Source organism: Pseudomonas sp. NFX1 (genome assembly GCF_051123555.1).
Lineage (GTDB): Bacteria > Pseudomonadota > Gammaproteobacteria > Pseudomonadales > Pseudomonadaceae > Aquipseudomonas > Aquipseudomonas capeferrum.
Genome location: NZ_CP169366.1, coordinates 2,889,176 through 2,907,880, shown reverse-complemented (window position 1 = coordinate 2,907,880; position 18,705 = coordinate 2,889,176). Strand labels below are relative to the sequence as shown.

The 18,705-nt window shown below is 62.9% G+C and carries 18 protein-coding genes and 1 pseudogene; 11 read left to right on the top strand and 8 right to left on the bottom strand.

The features are described from left to right. Window position 1: 1 nt before the first annotated feature. The 5 genes from DJ563_RS13100 to DJ563_RS13080 form a co-directional block, all read right to left on the bottom strand. A complete protein-coding gene (locus DJ563_RS13100) occupies window positions 2-619 on the bottom strand; it encodes a response regulator (RefSeq protein ID WP_434519654.1) in 618 nt (205 codons plus the stop codon). Between the two features lie 282 nt (window positions 620-901). Beyond that, window positions 902-2,233, bottom strand: coding sequence for a deoxyguanosinetriphosphate triphosphohydrolase (locus DJ563_RS13095; RefSeq protein WP_033700467.1), 1,332 nt, complete (start codon window positions 2,231-2,233; stop codon window positions 902-904). Window positions 2,234-2,350: 117 nt separating this feature from the next. Then, entirely contained in the window at window positions 2,351-2,680 is a 330-nt protein-coding gene (locus DJ563_RS13090) for a hypothetical protein (RefSeq protein WP_186653961.1), read from the bottom strand. Continuing rightward, window positions 2,677-3,051: a phage holin family protein gene (locus DJ563_RS13085; protein WP_033700463.1), complete on the bottom strand. Its 375-nt coding sequence runs from the start codon at window positions 3,049-3,051 to the stop codon at window positions 2,677-2,679. The genes DJ563_RS13090 and DJ563_RS13085 overlap by 4 nt, the downstream gene beginning before the upstream one ends. Before the next feature lie 9 nt (window positions 3,052-3,060). Continuing rightward, complete coding sequence (locus DJ563_RS13080) at window positions 3,061-3,375, bottom strand: DUF883 family protein (RefSeq protein WP_047583282.1); 315 nt, start codon at window positions 3,373-3,375, stop codon at window positions 3,061-3,063. 322 nt (window positions 3,376-3,697) lie between these two features. Here DJ563_RS13080 and DJ563_RS13075 point away from each other — a divergent pair, with 322 nt between their 5' ends. The 5 genes from DJ563_RS13075 (at window position 3,698) to DJ563_RS13055 (ending at window position 7,075) form a co-directional block, all read left to right on the top strand. Continuing rightward, window positions 3,698-4,906, top strand: a complete 1,209-nt coding sequence (locus DJ563_RS13075; protein ID WP_434519653.1) for an ammonium transporter — start codon at window positions 3,698-3,700, stop codon at window positions 4,904-4,906. A gap of 72 nt (window positions 4,907-4,978) precedes the next feature. Continuing rightward, window positions 4,979-5,218, top strand: coding sequence for a glutaredoxin family protein (locus DJ563_RS13070; RefSeq protein ID WP_274097363.1), 240 nt, complete (start codon window positions 4,979-4,981; stop codon window positions 5,216-5,218). 107 nt (window positions 5,219-5,325) lie between these two features. Next, window positions 5,326-5,757, top strand: coding sequence for a D-Ala-D-Ala carboxypeptidase family metallohydrolase (locus DJ563_RS13065; RefSeq protein ID WP_434519652.1), 432 nt, complete (start codon window positions 5,326-5,328; stop codon window positions 5,755-5,757). A 73-nt stretch (window positions 5,758-5,830) separates the two neighbouring features. Then, complete coding sequence (locus DJ563_RS13060) at window positions 5,831-6,139, top strand: hypothetical protein (protein ID WP_033701480.1); 309 nt, start codon at window positions 5,831-5,833, stop codon at window positions 6,137-6,139. Between the two features lie 51 nt (window positions 6,140-6,190). Then, window positions 6,191-7,075, top strand: coding sequence for a pseudouridine synthase (locus tag DJ563_RS13055; RefSeq protein WP_274097365.1), 885 nt, complete (start codon window positions 6,191-6,193; stop codon window positions 7,073-7,075). Window positions 7,076-7,121: 46 nt separating this feature from the next. Here DJ563_RS13055 and DJ563_RS13050 read toward each other — a convergent pair whose 3' ends face one another. Both DJ563_RS13050 and acnA read right to left on the bottom strand, forming a co-directional pair. Continuing rightward, window positions 7,122-8,687, bottom strand: a complete 1,566-nt coding sequence (locus DJ563_RS13050) for a methyl-accepting chemotaxis protein (RefSeq protein WP_434519651.1) — start codon at window positions 8,685-8,687, stop codon at window positions 7,122-7,124. A 320-nt stretch (window positions 8,688-9,007) separates the two neighbouring features. Continuing rightward, window positions 9,008-11,749, bottom strand: coding sequence for an aconitate hydratase AcnA (gene acnA / locus DJ563_RS13045; protein WP_434519650.1), 2,742 nt, complete (start codon window positions 11,747-11,749; stop codon window positions 9,008-9,010). 223 nt (window positions 11,750-11,972) lie between these two features. Here acnA and rlmM point away from each other — a divergent pair, with 223 nt between their 5' ends. The 3 genes from rlmM (at window position 11,973) to pdxB (ending at window position 14,556) form a co-directional block, all read left to right on the top strand. Beyond that, the gene (gene rlmM, locus DJ563_RS13040) at window positions 11,973-13,037 is read left to right on the top strand and encodes a 23S rRNA (cytidine(2498)-2'-O)-methyltransferase RlmM (protein WP_274097367.1); all 1,065 of its coding nucleotides are present in this window, start codon (window positions 11,973-11,975) and stop codon (window positions 13,035-13,037) included. Window positions 13,038-13,110: 73 nt separating this feature from the next. Next, a complete protein-coding gene (gene tusA, locus DJ563_RS13035) occupies window positions 13,111-13,353 on the top strand; it encodes a sulfurtransferase TusA (protein WP_033700449.1) in 243 nt (80 codons plus the stop codon). 60 nt (window positions 13,354-13,413) lie between these two features. After that, the gene (pdxB, locus tag DJ563_RS13030) at window positions 13,414-14,556 is read left to right on the top strand and encodes a 4-phosphoerythronate dehydrogenase PdxB (protein WP_434519649.1); all 1,143 of its coding nucleotides are present in this window, start codon (window positions 13,414-13,416) and stop codon (window positions 14,554-14,556) included. Window positions 14,557-14,637: 81 nt separating this feature from the next. Here pdxB and DJ563_RS13025 read toward each other — a convergent pair whose 3' ends face one another. Beyond that, window positions 14,638-14,811 carry a PA1571 family protein gene (locus DJ563_RS13025; protein WP_167334463.1) on the bottom strand — a complete coding sequence of 58 codons (174 nt, stop codon included), beginning with the start codon at window positions 14,809-14,811 and terminating at the stop codon, window positions 14,638-14,640. A gap of 212 nt (window positions 14,812-15,023) precedes the next feature. On the opposite strand from DJ563_RS13025, the gene DJ563_RS13020 reads away from it, so the two are divergent. The 3 genes and pseudogenes from DJ563_RS13020 to DJ563_RS13010 all read left to right on the top strand — a co-directional run bounded on the left by DJ563_RS13020 (window position 15,024) and on the right by DJ563_RS13010 (window position 18,596). After that, on the top strand, window positions 15,024-16,787 hold the full coding sequence (locus tag DJ563_RS13020; protein WP_274097369.1) for an ABC transporter transmembrane domain-containing protein: 1,764 nt from the start codon (window positions 15,024-15,026) through the stop codon (window positions 16,785-16,787). A 129-nt stretch (window positions 16,788-16,916) separates the two neighbouring features. After that, window positions 16,917-17,663 (top strand): annotated as a pseudogene (locus DJ563_RS13015) (methyl-accepting chemotaxis protein); the annotation flags it as partial. Between the two features lie 165 nt (window positions 17,664-17,828). Next, a complete protein-coding gene (locus DJ563_RS13010) occupies window positions 17,829-18,596 on the top strand; it encodes a methyl-accepting chemotaxis protein (RefSeq protein ID WP_434519723.1) in 768 nt (255 codons plus the stop codon). Window positions 18,597-18,705 lie beyond the last annotated feature (109 nt).

Here is an 18,705-nt window from a genome sequence, read left to right as displayed (position 1 = left end):
CTCAGACCAGTGCGTTGCGTTTGGCCATGTCGATCAGGTCCACCAAGGTCTCGACCTGGAGTTTGTGCATCAGGCGCTTCTTGTAGGTACTCACCGTCTTGTTGCTGAGGAACATGCCTTTGGCGATTTCCTTGTTGCTTCGGCCTTGGGCGAATAGTTGCAGGACCATAAGTTCACGGTCATTGACCTGGCGGAAGAGTTGCAGGTCGGCATCTACCGATTGATTGTGTTTGATCGCCTGGCTGGGGAAATAGTTGTAACCGGCAAGTACTGCCTTGATCGCGCTGAGCAATTCGCTGAGGTCTTCCTGCTTGCACACATAGCCCGCAGCGCCCGAGTGCATGCAGCGTACGGCGAACAACGCCGGGGATTGGGCGGTCAGCACCAGAACCTTCAACGGCAGGGACATGGCCTGGAAGCGGGAAAGCACCTCTAGGCCGTCTAGCTTGGGGATGCTGATATCGAGGATGACCAGGTCAGGGGTGGTTTCTCGAATCATCTGCATGGCGTCAACGCCATTGTCCGATTCGCCGACGATCTTGTAGTTCTGATTTTCCAGCAACATACGGACGGCCAGGCGGATAACGGGGTGGTCGTCGACAATAAATACGGAGTGCATGTTCAACTTCCCTGCGGGCGAGTGAGGGTGACGGGTCGCACCTTATCCCAGTTGGAAGTCGTCGGGCATGTGAGGAAGGGCTATTCGCTGTATATGGGAAATGGCTTACAGGATAAAACAAATCGGGCTACGAATTTAGCCTGTGGAGCTTGATGTCAAACCTTGTTTGGTAACTTTTCATGGGATGTTATTCGTAGTGTTTAATCGGCAGCTACGCAAGTAGGAAGTTTCCTTCAAGAAAGGGTGCAGCCAGAGGCCGTGCTCGGGCTGCACCTGTCGGGCTCAGGTCGGGCTGGAGCGCCCCGTCATTTCGCGGGCCATTTCACTGGCATAGCTGTCGGTCATGCCGGCGATGAAGTCGATCATGCGCAGGAAGGCGCTGTGCAATGAGCCATGCGGGTCCGGTGCATTGTTGCCGATCAGGTCGAGCACACGCCGGCTCTTGAACGACGGGGTGCGGCCGCCATGCTGTTCGAGGGCCGCACCGCAGAAGGTGTTCAAGAGGATCTCGAGCGTGGTGTAGGCGCCTATCTCGTGCAGGGTCTTGCGTTTGTCCTGGAAGATCTTGTTGCGCGCCATGTCCTTGGCTTGCAGCACGCAGTGCTTGGCCGGGCCGTGCATGTGTTCGACCAGGTCGCCGGGCAGATGCCCGGCGAGCAGTGCCTGTTGCTGTTCGACGAAGGCGTGGGCGGCGGCGTTGGTCAGGTGTTCGATGGCCTTGCCGCGCAGGATCGCCAGCTTGCGCCGTCGCGAGTCGCGCGGGCCGAGTTGGCGATAGGTTTCCGGCAGGTCGTCGCCCACCAGGCCGAGTAGCAGCGCCTCGACTTCGGCATACTCCAGCAACTCCATCTCCACGCCGTCTTCCAAGTCGATCAGCGCATAGCAGATGTCATCTGCGGCCTCCATCAGGTAGACCAGCGGGTGGCGCGCCCAGCGTTGATCTTCCAGTTGCGGCAAGCCGAGTTTGCGGGCGATCTGTTCGAGCAACGGCAGTTCGCTCTGGTAGCTGCCGAACTTGTGTTTCTTGTAACCCAGGGCATCGGCATGGCGGGCGCTCCAGGGGTACTTGAGGTAAGTGCCGAGAGTGGCGTACGTCAGCCGGGTGCCGCCGTCGAACTGGTGATACTCCAGTTGGGTGAGTACGCGAAAGCCTTGGGCATTGCCTTCGAAGTTGAGGAAGTCGGCGCGCTCGTCATCGCTCATGTCGTCCAGCCAGCCACGCCCTGCTGCCTGCTGGAACCAGTGGCGAATGGCGTCTTCGCCGGAGTGGCCGAACGGCGGGTTGCCGATGTCGTGAGCCAGGCAGGCCGATTGCACGATCATCCCGAGGTCACTCGGTTCGCACCAGTCTGGCAGGCTGTCACGCAGGGTTTCGCCCACCCGCATGCCAAGCGAGCGGCCGACGCAACTGACTTCCAGGGAATGGGTCAGGCGTGTATGGATATGGTCGTTGCTGGTAACCGGGTGTACTTGAGTCTTGCGCCCAAGCCGGCGGAAGGCGCCGGAGAAGATGATGCGGTCATGGTCCTTGTGGAAAGGGCTGCGCCCGAGTTCTTCGGGGCTGTACAGGGCTTTGCCCAGGCGTTCGCGGGTCAGCAAGGTATGCCAGTCCAAGGCTCGATCTCCTGTCGGTCGATGGGCATAGCTTCCTGTGTCGTGAGTCACCATGCAAGCTGAAGGTTTACGCGACCACCGGCTGGTGATCGCGTCTGTTCAGGTGAGGCTAAAACGTCAGTGTCGGCGGCTGCCTTGCAGGTACAGCCGGATCAGTGGCAGCAGGCTGCCGCCCAGGCGCACCAGCCGTGTCAGGTTGCCACTGCGCACGCCCTTGCCGGTGAGAAAGCCCAGGGCGACCACCGCGCCAATCCCCCACAGCGGCGCATGCTTGATGCCAAGCCCCTCGTGCAGCGAACTGCCCATGCCGCGCATGCGTTGCAGTGGCTCAAGCAGTTGCCCCGACTCGTGGCGGATCTCCTGACGGTGCATCTCCAGACGCAGGCGCAACAGCGCCTTGCGCAGTTCGCGAGGGTTACGGGTATTGGGTAGTTCAGGCAGGCTCATGGCAACAGGCGCTCCCGGTCCTTGGCGAGTTCCTCGAGGGTCGCGCCGAACGGCGATGACTCGTCGAACACCGCAGCCTTCAAACGCAAACCGCAATACAACGCGGCCACACCGTAGAACACGCACAGGCCGATGATGCCAGCCAGGCGATAGCTGTCCCACAGCAGCACCAGCAGCAGCCCGGACAGCGCTGTCAGCAGCAGCAGGGCGAACACCAGTGCCAAGCCTGCGAACAACAGCAGGCTCAAGGTGCGGCCCTTCTGCTCCTGCAGCTCGATACCAAACAGCTCGATGTGGCTGTGCAGCAGCCCGAGCATCGCCGCGCCCAGGCGTTTGCCCGAAGCGCCGGCGCCGATGGCGTCATTCTCCATGGGAACCCCTCAGCGCCGATTGGCCAGCAGGCCGATCAACAGCCCCACGCCGGCCGCAATACCGATGGCCTGCCAGGGGTTTTCCTGCACGTACTGCTCGGCGGTGCCAAGGGCTGCCTGGCCGCGGTCACGCACCGATTCCTGGGTCAGTTGCAGGGTTTCACGGGCCTGGGTCAGGCGGTCATGGATCTGCTCACGTAATTCGTCAGCCTGATCGCCTGCCAGGTTGGCGGTGTCGGCGAGCAGCTTCTCGGTGTCGCGGACCAAGGCCTGAAAGTCAGCCATCAATATCTCTTGAGCAGTCTTTGCCGATTTGCTGGCCATGGGTCTCTCCCTGTCGATGAGTGTTGGTAGTTCGAGTGATAGCACATACCGAAGGTTCAAGTGGCTGTGCGGGTAACTGGGCTGGTATGGGCCTTGCTAAGGCTTTGCCACGTTGCGGGGCGCCGCTGGCGCGCACTGCGCCGATTCGGGGCGCCCTGCGTGACGAACTACCGTAAACCTTAACCCAATCCTCGACAAAGCCAAGAATAAACCATGCAGGCCTCGCCCCATTCAGCAAACGGGGCAGGGGTTGGCACCGATTCGGTGCATGGATGCAGGTTCTTGAACTGTCCTAGTGCCTTTTCAGCAGGTCTGCCTATTCATGGAACACATGCACAGCGCGATGGACTCCCTGGTCCACGGTTCGAATACCCTGTTCATTCTCATGGGCGCCATTCTGGTGCTGGCCATGCATGCTGGCTTCGCCTTTCTCGAAGTGGGCACCGTACGGCACAAGAATCAGGTCAATGCCTTGTCGAAGATTCTCAGCGACTTTGCCATTTCGGCGCTGGTGTACTTCTTTATCGGCTACTGGATCGCCTACGGCGTGAGCTTCTTCCAGCCGGCGGCGCAACTGGCCGTCGACCATGGCTATGCGCTGGTCAAGTGCTTCTTCCTGCTCACGTTCGCGGCTGCCATCCCGGCGATCATCTCCGGGGGCATTGCCGAGCGTGCGCGTTTCGTTCCGCAGCTGTGTGCCACCGCGTTGATCGTGGCGTTTGTCTATCCGTTTTTCGAAGGCGTGGTGTGGAACGGCAACTTCGGTGTGCAGGCCTGGCTGCAAGCACGTTTCGGGGCGCCGTTCCATGACTTTGCCGGCTCTGTCGTGGTGCATGCCATGGGCGGCTGGCTGGCGTTGGCGGCGGTGGTGTTGCTGGGGCCACGGCGCGGGCGCTACCGCGACGGCCGCCTGGTGGCTTTTGCACCTTCGAGCATTCCGTTTCTGGCGCTGGGTTCATGGATCCTGATCATTGGCTGGTTCGGCTTCAACGTGATGAGCGCCCAGACCTTGCAGGGCGTAAGCGGCCTGGTGGCGATCAATTCGCTGATGGCCATGGTCGGTGGCACCCTGGCGGCCTTGCTGGCCGGGCGCAACGACCCGGGCTTCCTGCACAACGGGCCGCTGGCCGGGCTGGTGGCGATCTGTGCCGGTTCCGACCTGATGCACCCGATTGGCGCGCTGGCCACCGGCCTGGTGGCTGGGGTGCTGTTCGTCTGGAGTTTCACCGCGGCGCAGAACCGCTGGAAAATCGACGACGTGCTGGGTGTGTGGCCGTTGCACGGCCTGTGCGGTGTGTGGGGTGGCATTGCCTGTGGGGTGTTCGGCCAGGCCGCCCTTGGTGGCATGGGCGGTGTCAGCCTGGTCAGCCAGTTGCTGGGCAGTCTGATGGGGGTGCTGGTGGCATTGCTCGGTGGCTTTGTCGTCTATGGGGTGATCCGCGCGCTGCATGGCTTGCGCTTGAGCCACGAGCAGGAGTTTCAGGGCGCGGACCTGTCGCTGCACCGCATTGGTGCAACCAGCCAGGATTGAGCGAGGCCAGGTGCGCAGTGGGCGGGACAGACCTAGAATAGGCTTTTCCGAAACCAAACCGAGACCTGCCCCATGCTGCCTGAATGCCAACTGTTCGGCACCCTTGGCTGCCACCTGTGCGAAGTGGCGGAGGCTGTGCTGATGCCTTTCGTCGATCATGGCCTGTTGGTGGAGCTGGTCGACATTGCCGAAAACGAGGCCATGTTCGAACGCTATGGCCTGATCATTCCCGTGCTGCGGCGCTGTGACAACGGCGGCGAACTGCACTGGCCGTTCGATGCCGAGCAAGTGGTGGCGTTTCTCGCGCAATGATCGCCCAATGGGCACGCGTTCCTCACGCCATGGTTGAGATTACAAGTCGATGATCGGGTGCCGGCCACTGCTGCCGGTGTCCTTGAACTGTCATCGAGAATCTAACCATGTTCATCACGCCGCATTTCACCCTGGATGAAATGACCGCTTCGCAAATCGCCGCAAGGGAAGGGTTTGAAAACACCCCTACACCTGAGGTACTGGCCAATCTAACTGTCCTGTGTGGCGTGCTTGAAAAGGTACGTGCGCTGCTCGGGATGCCGATCATCATCAGCAGCGGCTACCGCTGCAGTGCACTTAATCAGCGTGTCGGTGGGGAACCGTCAAGCCAGCATGTGCTGGGGTTGGCAGCCGACTTCACGGTGATCGACGTCAGCCCGCGTGAGGTGATACGCAGAATCAGCGACAGCGACGTACCCTTCGATCAACTGATCCTGGAGTTTGACCGGTGGGTGCATTTGTCCGTGACCACTGGCACTGCGCGGGGCCAGGTACTGACCATTCGCAAAGGCACCGTTTACCTGCAGGGGTTGCAATGACGCGATGGCGAATTGACGTGGATGAGGGGAGGTCCGTATGCTGTATATAAATACAGTGTTCGAGGGGAAGGCCATGCTCAACGTCGAGCAACTCAAGTACAGCGTCAACCACATGCCCGTCGAGCGGGTGTGCGACGCCGTTCTGGAACTGCGCCTCGAAGGCCTGGTGACTGAAGACCGAACGCCGTTCGGCAAGGTTCACTTCAATACCTGTTTTGCCGAGATCGAGGCATTGTTCCAGCGTGCCGGTTACCACCGTGGGCTGGACGTCGTAGGTTACCAGGGTTTGTTATATGCCCTGTACGACCCCAACCGCTGGGAGGCCGTGCAAGTGCTGCGCTGGTTGAAGGCGCGCAGCGAGGCGACGCTACAGGCTGGTTGAGGTGGAAGGCTTGGAGGATAATGCGCGGCCTCCAACCTTTTGAGCGCTGCCATGACCACGCCTTTCGACCCTGCCCGCCAGCAAGCCAGCACGGTGTGCCTGCCCCCCGGCAACTGGGCGACGGTGCTCGATTGCCTGTGTGACCATTTCAAGGCCATCGATCGGGCGCAGTGGCTTGACCGCTTTGCCCGGGGCCGCGTGCTAGATGCGCAGGGGCAGGCAGTCTCTGCTGGGCTGGCTTATAAACGCGGCATGCGCTTGCACTACTTCCGGGAAGTGCCAAATGAGCGGCCGATCCCTGTGCAGGAAACCCTGTTGCACGTGGACGAGCATCTGGTGGTTGCCGACAAACCGCACTTTCTGCCGGTGACCCCGACCGGTGAGTATGTCGAGCAGACTTTGCTGCGCCGGCTGATCCGGCGTCTGGACAACCCGCATCTGGTGCCTTTGCACCGCATCGACCGGCATACCGCAGGGCTTGTGCTGTTCTCCGCCAACCCCCAGACGCGCAGTGCCTACCAGCGCTTGTTCCCCGAGCGGCGGATCGACAAACGCTACCAGGCCATCGCCGCAGCCATGCCCCAGCACAACTTCCCGCTGGTGCACAAAAGCCGCCTGGTGCATGGCGAGCCATTCTTCCGCATGCAGGAGGTGGAGGGCGCTGACAACAGCGAAACCTTGGCACAGGTGCTGGAGACGCGTGGCGAGTTATGGCGCTACGGTCTGTCGCCGGTGACCGGCAAGACCCATCAATTGCGTGTACATATGGCGGCATTGGGTGCGGCAATCTGCAACGATCCGTTCTACCCCGAACTGCTGCAGACCGATGACGATTATCAGCGGCCGTTGAAGTTGTTGGCGCAGAGCCTGCGTTTCGTAGATCCGTTGACGGGTGAGGAGCGGTATTTCGAGAGCCGGTTGCAACTGGACTGGTAGGAGCGGCCCGGCAAGGCCGCTCCAATATCACACAAGGCCCAGTGTCTTAGCGGTTGAAACGCTCCACCAGCGAATACTGGCTACCGGCAGTGCTGGTCAGTTCCTCGCTGAGCAGCGCCGAATGCTGGGCCTGTTCAGCTGTCTGGTCGGCAAGGTCGGCAATGGTGCTGATGTTGCGGCTGATCTCGTCGGCGACGGCAGTCTGCTCTTCGGTAGCGGCTGCGATCTGGGTCGCCATGTCGGTGATATTGGCCACCGCTTCGCTGATACCGACCAACGCTTCATCGGCCTGCATGACCCGGTCGACCCCTTCCTGTGCCTGGCGGTGGCCGGTTTCCATGGTCAGTACGGCATTGCTGGCAGTCTGCTGCAGCTTGGCTATCAGGCCGTGGATCTGCCCGGTGGACTCGGCGGTGCGCTGGGCCAACTGGCGGACCTCGTCGGCCACGACCGCAAAACCACGGCCCATTTCACCGGCGCGGGCCGCTTCGATGGCGGCGTTCAGCGCCAGCAAGTTGGTCTGGTCGGCGATGCCCTTGATCACATCGACCACACCGCCGATTTCGTCGCTGTCCTTTGCCAGTTGCGTCACCGTTGCACCGGTTTCACCCACTGCCGCCGACAGGCGCTCGATGGCCTCGCGGGTTTCACCGGCGATCTGCCGGCCCTGGCTGGTCAGGCGATTGGCTTCCTGGGTGGCGTCGGCAGTGCGCTGCACATGGTTGGCCACTTCCTGGGTGGTGGCAGCCATCTGGTTGACGGCGGCCGCCACTTGCTCGGTTTCCACCCGCTGGCGCTCCAGCCCCGAAGAGCTCTTGTGGGCCAGGGCATCGGATTGCCGCGCCTGTTCGCTCAGGTGTTCTGCACTGTCCTGCAGGCGTGTCAGGCAGGTTTTCATGCGTGCATCCTGGCTGAGCATGGCCATTTCCAGGCGGGCCTGAACGCCGCGGCTATCGGTGTACATCTGCGCGATGAGGGGGTCGGACGTGGTTTGTTCCGCCAGGCGCAGCAGGCGCTTGAGGCCACGTTGCTGCCAGCTCAGGCCGAGCAGGCCAAGGGGCACCGACAGGGCCGCCGCCAGGCCGAAGCCCCAGGAGTGGCCGAGCCAGTTGCCAATCAGGAAGCCCACCTGGCTGACCAGAATGAACGGCAGCCAGTCCTGCAGAATCGGCAGCCACTGATCACGTCGCGGCACCGCCGACTTGCCCTGGTTCAGGCGCTGGTAGAGGCCTTCGGCCCGGCGGATCTGTTCGGCAGTGGGTTTGGCCCGCACCGATTCGAAACCGACCACCTGGTTATTGTCGAAGATCGGCGTGACATAGGCGTTGACCCAGTAGTGGTCACCGTTCTTGCAGCGGTTCTTGACGATACCCATCCAGGGCTGGCCCTGTTTGAGGGTTTGCCACATGTGGGCGAACACGGCCGCGGGCACATCCGGGTGACGCACCAGGTTGTGCGGCGCGCCGGTCAATTCTTCGCGGGTGAACCCACTGATTTCGATAAACGCGTCATTGCAGTAGCTGATCACGCCCTTGGCGTTGGTGGTGGAGATCAACCGCTGCTGGGCAGGGAAAGTCCGTTCTCTCTGGGTAATCGGCTGGTTGTTACGCATGGGTGGGTAATCCGCAAAGAATCCGCAAGGCTTTCGTGAGGTATCGGCAAGCCGCTGGTTTTATTGAATGGATATTTAATAGGCTTGATTTATGGCAATAAGCCATTGTTCAGATTGAGCTAGGGAACAGGCACGTTTGATCAAAATGGCGTCATTTTTGCGTTTTTAAGGCTGTTTGGTGACGTGTGAGTCTGATGATGACTCAATGGCTGGCCAAGAGCCAGTAGCCGATAGCGGAATGAGGCCGCCGAGAGGGGGAGGGTGGTGGCGTTGGCTGGGGATTTGCGCTGCCTGTGAAATCCCCAGCCAAGCCTTGCATCTCAACCAGCAATCAACTGGCGCAACACATAATGCAGAATCCCCCCCGACTTGAAGTACTCCACCTCATTCAAGGTATCGATGCGGCACAGCACCTCGATCTGCTCCTGCTGCCCGTCCTCGCGGGTGATACGCAGCGTCAGGCTCATCCCTGGCCGTAGATGAGCACCGCTCAACCCCAGCACATCGATGCGCTCCCTGCCGGTCAGCGCCAGTTGCTTGCGATCGTGCCCGGCCTTGAACTGCAGGGGCAGCACGCCCATGCCCACCAGGTTGGACCGGTGGATGCGTTCAAAGCTTTCTGCCAGCACCGCCTTGACCCCCAACAGGTTGGTGCCCTTGGCGGCCCAGTCACGGCTGGACCCTGTGCCGTATTCCTGGCCGGCGATCACCACCAGCGGCGTACCCTGGGCCTGATACTGCATGGCGGCATCGTAGATCGACAGCTTTTCGCCCGTTGGCACGAACAGGGTATTGCCCCCTTCCTCACCCCCAAGCATCTCGTTGCGAATACGGATGTTGGCGAACGTGCCGCGCATCATCACCTCGTGGTTACCCCGGCGCGATCCGTAGGAGTTGAAGTCCCGCGGTTCTACACCCTTGCTGCGCAGGTAGCGCCCGGCGGGGCTGTCGGCCTTGATGTTGCCGGCCGGGGAGATGTGGTCGGTAGTGACCGAGTCGCCGAGCAGGGCCAGCACGCGTGCACCCTCGATGTCCTTGACCTGCGGCGGCGGCCCGCCGATGTCGTCGAAGAACGGTGGATGCTGAATGTAGGTCGATGCCTCCTGCCAGACATACGTGGCCGCTTGCGGCACCTCGATGGCCTGCCACTGCGCGTCGCCTTCGAAGACTTCGGCGTACTCCTTGTGGAACATCGCGGTGTCGACCTTGGCCACGGCGGCGGCGATCTCCTGCTGGCTGGGCCAGATGTCGCGCAAGTACACAGGCTGGCCGTCCTTGCCAGTGCCCAACGGGTCGCGGGTCAGGTCCAGGCGCACGCTGCCGGCCAGGGCGTAAGCCACTACCAGCGGCGGTGACGCCAGCCAGTTGGTCTTGACCAGCGGATGCACGCGGCCCTCGAAGTTGCGATTGCCCGAAAGCACCGAGGCAACGGTCAGGTCGGCGCTGCCGATGGCTTGCTCAATCGCTTCATCCAGTGGGCCGGAGTTGCCGATGCAGGTAGTGCAGCCGTAACCCACCAGGTCAAAACCCAGCTCATCCAGATACGGCGTCAGCCCGGCAGCCTTGAAGTAGTCGGTGACCACCTTGGAGCCAGGGGCCAGCGAGCTCTTGACCCAGGGTTTGCGCTGCAGGCCCTTCTCCAGGGCCTTTTTCGCCACCAGCCCGGCGGCCATCATCACGCTGGGGTTTGAGGTATTGGTGCAGGAGGTGATCGCAGCGATGACCACTGCACCGTCGCGCAGGGTGTGGGTCTGGCCTGCATGGCTGTAGTCGATTTCGCCCGCCTGGTCGGCGTTGCCCACCGCCACACCGCCGCCGCCTTCGCTTTCCAGGCGGCCGACTTCCTTGGCCAGTGGCTTGGGCTGCAGTTCGATGAAATGGTCGAACGCCTGGCTGACCTGGCCCAGGGCGACCCGGTCCTGGGGGCGTTTGGGCCCGGCCAGGCTGGCCTCGACATCGTTCATGTCGAGGGCCAGGGCATCGCTGAACACCGGGTCCTGGCCAGGCAGGCGCCACAGGCCTTGGGCCTTGCAGTACTGTTCGACCAGTTGCACTGTCTGCTCGGGGCGCCCGGTCAGGCGCAGGTAGTCAAGGGTCACGTGGTCGACCGGGAAGAAGCCGCATGTGGCGCCATACTCGGGGGCCATGTTGGCGATGGTGGCACGGTCGGCCAGGGGCAGCTCGGCCAGCCCATCGCCGTAGAACTCGACGAACTTGCCCACCACACCCTTTTTGCGCAGCATCTGCGTCACGGTCAACACCAGGTCGGTGGCGGTTATGCCCTCGCGCAGCTTGCCGGTCAACTTGAAGCCGATCACTTCCGGGATCAGCATCGACACGGGTTGGCCGAGCATCGCGGCTTCGGCCTCGATGCCGCCAACACCCCAGCCCAGCACTCCCAGGCCGTTGATCATGGTGGTGTGCGAATCGGTACCGACCAGGGTGTCGGGGAAGGCATAGGTACGGCCGTCTTCTTCACGGGTCCAGACGGTGCGGCCAAGGTATTCCAGGTTGACCTGGTGGCAGATGCCGGTGCCCGGCGGTACTACCCGGAAGTTGTCGAAGGCGCTCTGGCCCCAACGCAGGAATGCATAGCGCTCGCCATTGCGCTGCATCTCGATGTCGACGTTCTCGCTGAACGATTGGGGCGTGCCATAGCGGTCGACCATCACCGAGTGGTCGATTACCAGGTCGACCGGCGACAGCGGGTTGATCCGCTGCGGGTCGCCACCGGCCTTGGCCATGGCGGCGCGCATGGCTGCCAGGTCGACCACGGCGGGTACGCCGGTGAAGTCCTGCATCAGCACCCGGGCAGGGCGGTACTGGATTTCCCGGTCGGAGCGGCGCGCCTCCAGCCATTGGGCAATGGCGCGCAGGTCGTCACCGGTGACGGTCTTGCCGTCCTCCCAGCGCAGCAGGTTTTCCAGCAGCACCTTGAGCGACATGGGCAGGCGTTGCAGGTCGCCCAACTGGCGGGCGGCCTCGGTAAGGCTGTAATAGTGGTACGTCTGGTCGGCGACCTTGAGGGTTTTGAGGGTGTTCAGGCTATCGAGCGAGGGCATTGCCAACTCCTTCTGCGCCGGTGCCCGGCAAATCTGGGTGTTTGCCGGTGTCACCGCTCTGTTTCGATCCGCACGGTACGGACCTGGCTGAATGGTCAGGTTAGACCGGTTTGGCCTGCCTGACCCTTTTCTGGACCGGCGGGACGTGTCGCAGGTTCCGAACTTCCTTTATCATCGCCGCCCTGCCGGCGCCTGTGGTGCGCCCGCCGTAGTGGAGTGAGAGATGAGTACCCTGTTCATGCATTGCCGGCCCGGTTTCGAGGGCGAGGTCTGCGCCGAGATCAGCGAACATGCCGCCCGCCTGGGGGTTGCCGGCTATGCCAAAGGCAAAGCGCAGAGCGCCAGTGCCGAGTTTGTCTGCACCGAGGACAATGGCGCCGAGCGCCTGATGGGGGAACTGCGCTTCGCTGAGCTGATCTTCCCGCGGCAGTGGGCCCGTGGCGGTTTCGTCGAGTTGCCGGAGAGCGATCGCATCAGCGTATTGCTCGAGCACCTGGCCGGCCTGCCTGTGTTCGGCAGCCTGTGGCTGGAAGTGCTCGACAGCAACGAAGGCAAGGAGCTGTCGACGTTCTGCCGCAAGTTCGAGGTGCCGTTGCGCAAGGCCCTGGAAAAAGCCGGTCGCCTGGTTGAAGACACCAGCCGTCCACGCCTTCTGCTGAGCTTCATCACTGGCCGGCGGGTATTTGTCGGCCAGGCTGCGGCCAACAACAGCGCACTCTGGCCAATGGGCATCCCGCGCCTGAAGTTTCCCCGTGAAGCGCCCAGCCGCTCGACCCTCAAGCTGGAAGAAGCCTGGCATCAGTTCATCCCCCGCGAGCAGTGGGACCAGCGCTTGGGTGATGATATGACCGGTGTCGACCTGGGCGCCTCGCCAGGCGGCTGGACCTACCAGCTGGTGCGCCGCGGGATGCTGGTCACCGCCATCGACAACGGCCCGATGGCCGAGAGCCTGATGGACACCGGGCTGGTCCAGCACCTGATGGCGGATGGTTTCACCTGGCAGCCGAAGCAGCCGGTGGACTGGATGGTCTGCGACATCGTCGAGAAGCCGGCGCGGACCACCGCATTGATCGAAACCTGGCTGGGGGAAGGGCTGTGCCGCGAAGCGGTGGTCAACCTCAAGCTGCCGATGAAGCAACGCTACGCCGAGGTGCGGCGCCTGCTCGACCGCATGCAGGCCACGTTCAAGTCGCGCAAGATCAGGGTTTCGATCGCCTGCAAGCAGCTGTATCACGACCGTGAGGAAGTGACCTGCCATCTGCGCAGGCTGGACCTGAAGCCGCGTTGAGTGCGTGGGCGGCGCGCGGCCCTTGGTGCGCGCCGTACGATGCGCGACAATGATGAACATTTTGGAGCCGCCCATGACTGATTTCACCCCCGACGCCGTCCTCGATGCCACCGGCCTGAACTGCCCCGAGCCTGTGATGATGTTGCACCAGCACGTGCGTGGCCTGGCTGCCGGTGGCTTGCTCAAGGTCATTGCCACCGACCCGTCGACCCGCCGCGACATCCCCAAGTTCTGCAACTTCCTCGGCCACGAACTGCTGCAGCAGCAAGAGGACGCGGGCACCTTCCTGTACTGGATCCGCAAGAAAGCCGACTGAGCCGCTCTGGAACACGCCGCGCGTAGCGCCTACACTGCGTTCCCCTGACAGGAGAGCGCCATGCTGATAGTTGCCGACGAGAACATTCCGCTGCTCGATGCCTTCTTCGAAGGTTTCGGCGAGATCCGCCGCTATCCGGGCCGAAGCCTCGATGCCGCCAGCGTCAAGGACGCCGATGTACTGCTGGTGCGCTCGGTGACCAAGGTCGACCGCCAACTGCTTGAAGGCAGCCGCGTGCGTTTTGTCGGCACGTGCACCATCGGCACCGACCACCTCGACCTGGACTACTTTGCCGAGGCTGGCATCCACTGGAGCAGTGCGCCGGGCTGCAATGCCCGCGGCGTGGTGGATTATGTGCTGGGTAGCCTGCTGACCCTGGCCGAGCTGGACGGTGTCGCGCTGCCCAAGCGCACGTACGGCGTGGTGGGCGCGGGGGAGGTCGGTGGCCGCCTGGTGCGTGTGCTGCATGGCCTGGGCTGGAAAGTGCTGGTGTGCGACCCGCTGCGTCAGGCCGCCGAGGGGGGCGATTACGTCAGCCTCGAGACGGTACTGGAACAGTGCGACGTGATCAGCCTGCACACCCCCTTGCAGCGCGGCGGCGAGCACGCCACCTGGCACTTGCTGGGCCAGGCGCAACTGGCACGATTGCGCCCGGGGGCGTGGCTGATCAATGCCAGCCGTGGCCCGGTGGTGGACAACGATGCCTTGCGTGAGCTGCTGTTGGACCGTGAAGACGTGCATGCCGTGCTCGATGTGTGGGAAGGCGAACCGCAGGTCGACCTGCAACTGGCCGACCTGTGCACGCTGGCTTCGCCGCACATCGCCGGCTACAGCCTCGATGGCCGGCAGCGGGGCACTGCGCAGATCTACCAGGCGTTGTGCCGTCACCTGGGCGAAGCGGAGCAGGTGCGCCTGGCCGATTTGCTGCCCAAGCCGCCGCTGGCGCAGGTTGAACTCGATGCCACTACAGACCCGGCCTGGGCCTTGGCCACCTTGTGCCGCGCCGTGTACGACCCGCGCCGTGACGATGCAGACTTCCGCCGTAGCTTGAGCGACGACCCGGCCGAGCAGCGGGCGGCATTCGATCAGTTGCGCAAGCAGTATCCGCCTCGGCGTGAAATCGAAGGGCTGGCGGTGCGGATTCGTGGCGATTCGCCGCAACTGGCGCAGTTGGTCAGTGCGCTGGGTGGGATGTTGGTCTGAGTGATGTGCCTGCGTCGGCCTTTTCGCCGGCCCAGTCAATAAAAACCCGGCGCAGGCGCCGGGTTGCAATGAATTAGCCGATCAGCCTTTACGGGCTTTGGTGCCCCGGCTTTGTTCCAGTTCCTGGCAGGCTTTCTGGATCATCTGCTCGGTGATTGGAACCTCGCGCCCTTGGGCGTCGATGATCGAGCCGCACACCTGGGGTTGCGGGTTGTTCTGGGGTTTCGGGGTATCGCTGCTGTGCTGCAAGCTCATGTCCTGTCTCCTCATCAGGTTCAAGCTCAGGGTAATCCTGCGCCGTGACTGGCCTGTGACAGATCCTCGACTGTCACGGCCCTGACAGTCCAACAGAAACGGCGGTAAAGCTCCAGAGCCCTTTTAGATCGAAAGGCTATAGTCACCCCCAAGCGTTCCGCGCGCTCCGATGAGTGGTAGTCTGCTACTTCCTTGCCGCTCTGGTCGCCGCCATGCCCGAATCCGTCTCTCCTGGCCAACGTCGCGCCCTGCGCCTGGGTTGGCAGTTCGTTCGCCCGTATCGCCGGCAAATGCTCCTGGCATTGCTGGCACTGGTGGTCACGGCGGCAATCACCCTGTCCATGGGGCAGGGCATCCGCCTGCTGGTTGACCAGGGTTTCATGACCCGCTCCGCACACCAGCTCAACCAGACCATTGGCCTGTTCCTGCTGTTGGTGCTGGCACTGGCGGTGGGTACCTTCAGCCGCTTCTACCTGGTGTCGTGGATCGGCGAGCGCTGCGTGGCTGATATCCGCCGTGCGGTGTTCGATCACCTGGTCGGGCTGCACCCTGGGTTCTTCGAAGACAACCGCAGCTCCGAGATCCAGTCGCGGCTTACGGCTGACACAACTTTGCTGCAATCGGTGATCGGCTCTTCGCTGTCGATGTTCCTGCGCAATGCCTTGATGGTGGTAGGGGGCGTGGTGCTGCTGTTCATCACCAACCCCAAGCTCACCAGCATCGTGGTGGTGGCCTTGCCGCTGGTGCTGGCGCCGATCCTGCTGTTCGGCCGGCGCGTGCGCAGCCTGTCGCGGCAGAGCCTGGACCGGGTGGCGGATGTCGGCAGCTACGTCGCCGAAACCCTGGGGCAGATCAAGACCGTGCAGGCCTATAACCATGAGCCGCTCGATCGCGAACTGTTCGCCGGCACCGTCGAGGCGGCCTTCAGCGTGGCCCGCCAGCGTATTGCCCAGCGTGCGTGGCTGATCACCCTGGTCATCGTGCTGGTGCTCGGCGCGGTGGGGGTCATGCTCTGGGTTGGGGGCATGGACGTGATTGCCGGGCGTATTTCGGCAGGCGAGCTGGCAGCCTTCGTTTTTTACAGCCTGATCGTCGGCAGTGCGTTCGGCACGCTCAGCGAGGTGATCGGTGAGCTGCAGCGCGCCGCCGGCGCGGCCGAGCGCATTGCCGAGCTGTTGGCGGCACGCAGTGCAATCCTGCCGCCGCGCATAGCCGCCTCGCTGCCTGAGCGGCGTGCTGTCGGGCGTATCGCGTTGCAAGACGTGCATTTCGCCTACCCGTCGAGGCCTGCGGTTGCGGCCATTGACGGCCTGAGCCTGGCGATCGAGCCGGGGCAGACCGTGGCCCTGGTCGGGCCTTCGGGCGCCGGCAAATCCACCCTGTTCGACCTGCTGCTGCGCTTCTACGACCCTCAGCAGGGGCGCATCTTGCTCGATGGCCAGGCCATCACTGAACTCGACCCGGCCGAGCTGCGCCAGCAGTTCGCGTTGGTGGCGCAGAACCCGTCGCTGTTTCGCGGTACGGTCGAGGCCAACATTCGCTATGGCCGCCCAGGGGCGACGCTGGCCGAGGTCGAGGCAGCGGCGCGCGGTGCGCATGCCGACGAATTCATCCAGCAACTGCCGCTGGGCTACCAGACGCCGCTGGGGGAGGGTGGCATCGGCTTGTCGGGCGGGCAACGGCAGCGCTTGGCGATTGCCCGGGCGCTGCTGGTCGATGCGCCGATCCTGTTGCTGGATGAGGCTACCAGCGCCCTTGATGCGCAAAGCGAACACCTGATTCAGCAGGCGCTGCCCAGTGTGATGGCCGGTCGCACCACCTTGGTGATCGCCCATCGTCTGGCCACGGTGCAGCACGCCGATCGCATCGCGGTGATCGACAAGGGACGCCTGGTGGCAGTAGGCACGCATCGCCAGTTGATCGAAGAAAGCCCGCTGTATGCCCGGTTGGCCTCGTTGCAGTTCACCACGGGCTAGCCTGTCGTGGTTCTGTAACAATTCTGTAGGAATTGCCTGACACTATTTGTCTCAATTGTTGTGCAAGTGCTCAAGCTGGCTGCTATCGAACGATGGCAGCCTTTTTTTTGCGAGTGAGCCTACGGAGACATGGAATGTCTTGCCCGGCGCCGCAGACGTGCGCCGTTCCTTTCCTTTGGTCTTGAGATCGCGATGTTGCGTAAATCCCTCAGAGTGCAAATTCTCGCCCTGCTCGGCGGCAGCCTGGTAGCGATGTTGCTGATCGCGCTGGTGTGTTTCCAGTTTCTGTCTTCCAGCGTGCGCGGCTACGCCGAGCTGGTGGATGGGCCCTTGCGGGCTTCGCAATTGATCGATGAGGCCAACCTGCAGTTCAAGATCCAGGTGCAGGAATGGAAGAATGTGCTGCTGCGCGGTCGCCAGCCCGCCGAACTGGACAAGTACTGGCAGCAGTTCCAGGCCCGCGAGCAGCAGGTGCAGCAGGTGCTTGGGCAACTGATCGACAGCAGCGATGCCAGGCTCAAGGCGTCGCTGCAACAGTTGCGTGCCAGCCATCTACAACTGGGCCAGGCTTACGCGCAGGGCCGCCAGGCGTTTATCGCCGCGGGTGGTGACCCGGTTGCAGGCGACCTTGCGGTCAAGGGCGTGGACCGTGCCGCCAGCGAACAGATGAGCGAGCTGGTCGAACAACTGCGCGCCGATGCGCGTGAGCGTGCATCGAGCATCAACGCCAGCGCCGAGCGTACGGTGTGGCTGGGCTTGCTGGTGATGCTGGGCTCGGCGGTGCTGGTCGGCCTGTTCAGCCTGTGGCTGGTCAATCGCAGCCTGATCGAGCCGATTCGCCAGTTGATCGAGTATGTTGCGCAGTTGAGCCAGGGGCGCTTCGCTGCGCGTGTGGACAGCCGCCGTGAAGATGAACTGGGGCGCTTGGCACGTGCGGCCAATACCCTGCGTGATTTTCTTGCCGAGACAGTCGGTCGGCTCAAGGACAATGCCCAGGAACTGGAAGGCGCCAGTGGCCAGTTGCGCAGCATCGCGGCTGACATGGCCCAGGGCACGCATGACCAGTTCCAGCGCACCGATCAGGTGGCGACGGCCATGCATGAGATGTCCGCCACCGCTCAGGAGGTGGCTCGCCACGCCGCCGACGCCGCCCGCGCGGCCGATGATGCCGATCACAGTGCCCAGGCTGGCGAGCAGGTGATGCAGCAGACCATCGACATCATTGGCGTGGTCAACCGCGAAATCGCCGGTACCGCTGCGGTGATCCGTGACCTGGAGCATGACAGCACGCGGATTGGCAAGGTGCTCGAAGTCATCCGCGGCATTGCCGAGCAGACCAACCTGCTGGCGCTCAATGCAGCCATCGAGGCGGCCCGTGCGGGCGAGGCCGGGCGCGGCTTTGCGGTGGTCGCCGACGAGGTGCGCAGTTTGGCCCAGCGCACCGCTGCATCGATCGCCGAAATTCACCAGATCATCGAAGCGGTGCAGTCGGGTGCGGTAGAGGCGGTCAAGGCCATCGAAAGTGGTCAGCAGCGCAGCGAGGAAGGTGCCGAGCAGGTGCAGCAGGCGGGGCAGATGCTGCAGCGCATCACCTCGGCGGTGGAGGCAATCCGCGACATGAACCGGCAGATCGCCACGGCAGCCGAAGAGCAGACCAGCGTGGCCGAGGACATCTCGCGCAACCTGATCGAAATTACCCGCATCGCCACCACCAACCAGGAAGCTGTGCAGCAGACCGAGCAGGCCGGGCAGCGTTTGCATGGGTTGTCCGGGCAGTTGGGGGAGGTGACTTCGCGGCTGACGGCCTGACCTTCCGGCGCGGGGAAATCCGCCACTGTTGCGTTGAACCTGGCGCAACTGTGGCGGATTGTCGCCATGCGACCGGGTGTCTCACCCCTTAGTCATTGGTCTAATGCCA

Excerpts from the sequence above, each read along its gene's own strand:
- DJ563_RS13100 (WP_434519654.1), bottom strand. The coding sequence starts at position 619 with ATGCACTCCGTATTTATTGTCGACGACCACCCCGTTATCCGCCTGGCC.
- DJ563_RS13090 (WP_186653961.1), bottom strand. The coding sequence starts at position 2,680 with ATGAGCCTGCCTGAACTACCCAATACCCGTAACCCTCGCGAACTGCGC.
- DJ563_RS13085 (WP_033700463.1), bottom strand. The coding sequence starts at position 3,051 with ATGGAGAATGACGCCATCGGCGCCGGCGCTTCGGGCAAACGCCTGGGC.
- DJ563_RS13080 (WP_047583282.1), bottom strand. The coding sequence starts at position 3,375 with ATGGCCAGCAAATCGGCAAAGACTGCTCAAGAGATATTGATGGCTGAC.
- DJ563_RS13075 (WP_434519653.1), top strand. The coding sequence starts at position 3,698 with ATGGAACACATGCACAGCGCGATGGACTCCCTGGTCCACGGTTCGAAT.
- DJ563_RS13070 (WP_274097363.1), top strand. The coding sequence starts at position 4,979 with ATGCTGCCTGAATGCCAACTGTTCGGCACCCTTGGCTGCCACCTGTGC.
- DJ563_RS13065 (WP_434519652.1), top strand. The coding sequence starts at position 5,326 with ATGTTCATCACGCCGCATTTCACCCTGGATGAAATGACCGCTTCGCAA.
- DJ563_RS13060 (WP_033701480.1), top strand. The coding sequence starts at position 5,831 with ATGCTCAACGTCGAGCAACTCAAGTACAGCGTCAACCACATGCCCGTC.
- DJ563_RS13055 (WP_274097365.1), top strand. The coding sequence starts at position 6,191 with ATGACCACGCCTTTCGACCCTGCCCGCCAGCAAGCCAGCACGGTGTGC.
- DJ563_RS13050 (WP_434519651.1), bottom strand. The coding sequence starts at position 8,687 with ATGCGTAACAACCAGCCGATTACCCAGAGAGAACGGACTTTCCCTGCC.
- acnA (WP_434519650.1), bottom strand. The coding sequence starts at position 11,749 with ATGCCCTCGCTCGATAGCCTGAACACCCTCAAAACCCTCAAGGTCGCC.
- rlmM (WP_274097367.1), top strand. The coding sequence starts at position 11,973 with ATGAGTACCCTGTTCATGCATTGCCGGCCCGGTTTCGAGGGCGAGGTC.
- tusA (WP_033700449.1), top strand. The coding sequence starts at position 13,111 with ATGACTGATTTCACCCCCGACGCCGTCCTCGATGCCACCGGCCTGAAC.
- pdxB (WP_434519649.1), top strand. The coding sequence starts at position 13,414 with ATGCTGATAGTTGCCGACGAGAACATTCCGCTGCTCGATGCCTTCTTC.
- DJ563_RS13025 (WP_167334463.1), bottom strand. The coding sequence starts at position 14,811 with ATGAGCTTGCAGCACAGCAGCGATACCCCGAAACCCCAGAACAACCCG.
- DJ563_RS13020 (WP_274097369.1), top strand. The coding sequence starts at position 15,024 with ATGCCCGAATCCGTCTCTCCTGGCCAACGTCGCGCCCTGCGCCTGGGT.
- DJ563_RS13010 (WP_434519723.1), top strand. The coding sequence starts at position 17,829 with ATGGCCCAGGGCACGCATGACCAGTTCCAGCGCACCGATCAGGTGGCG.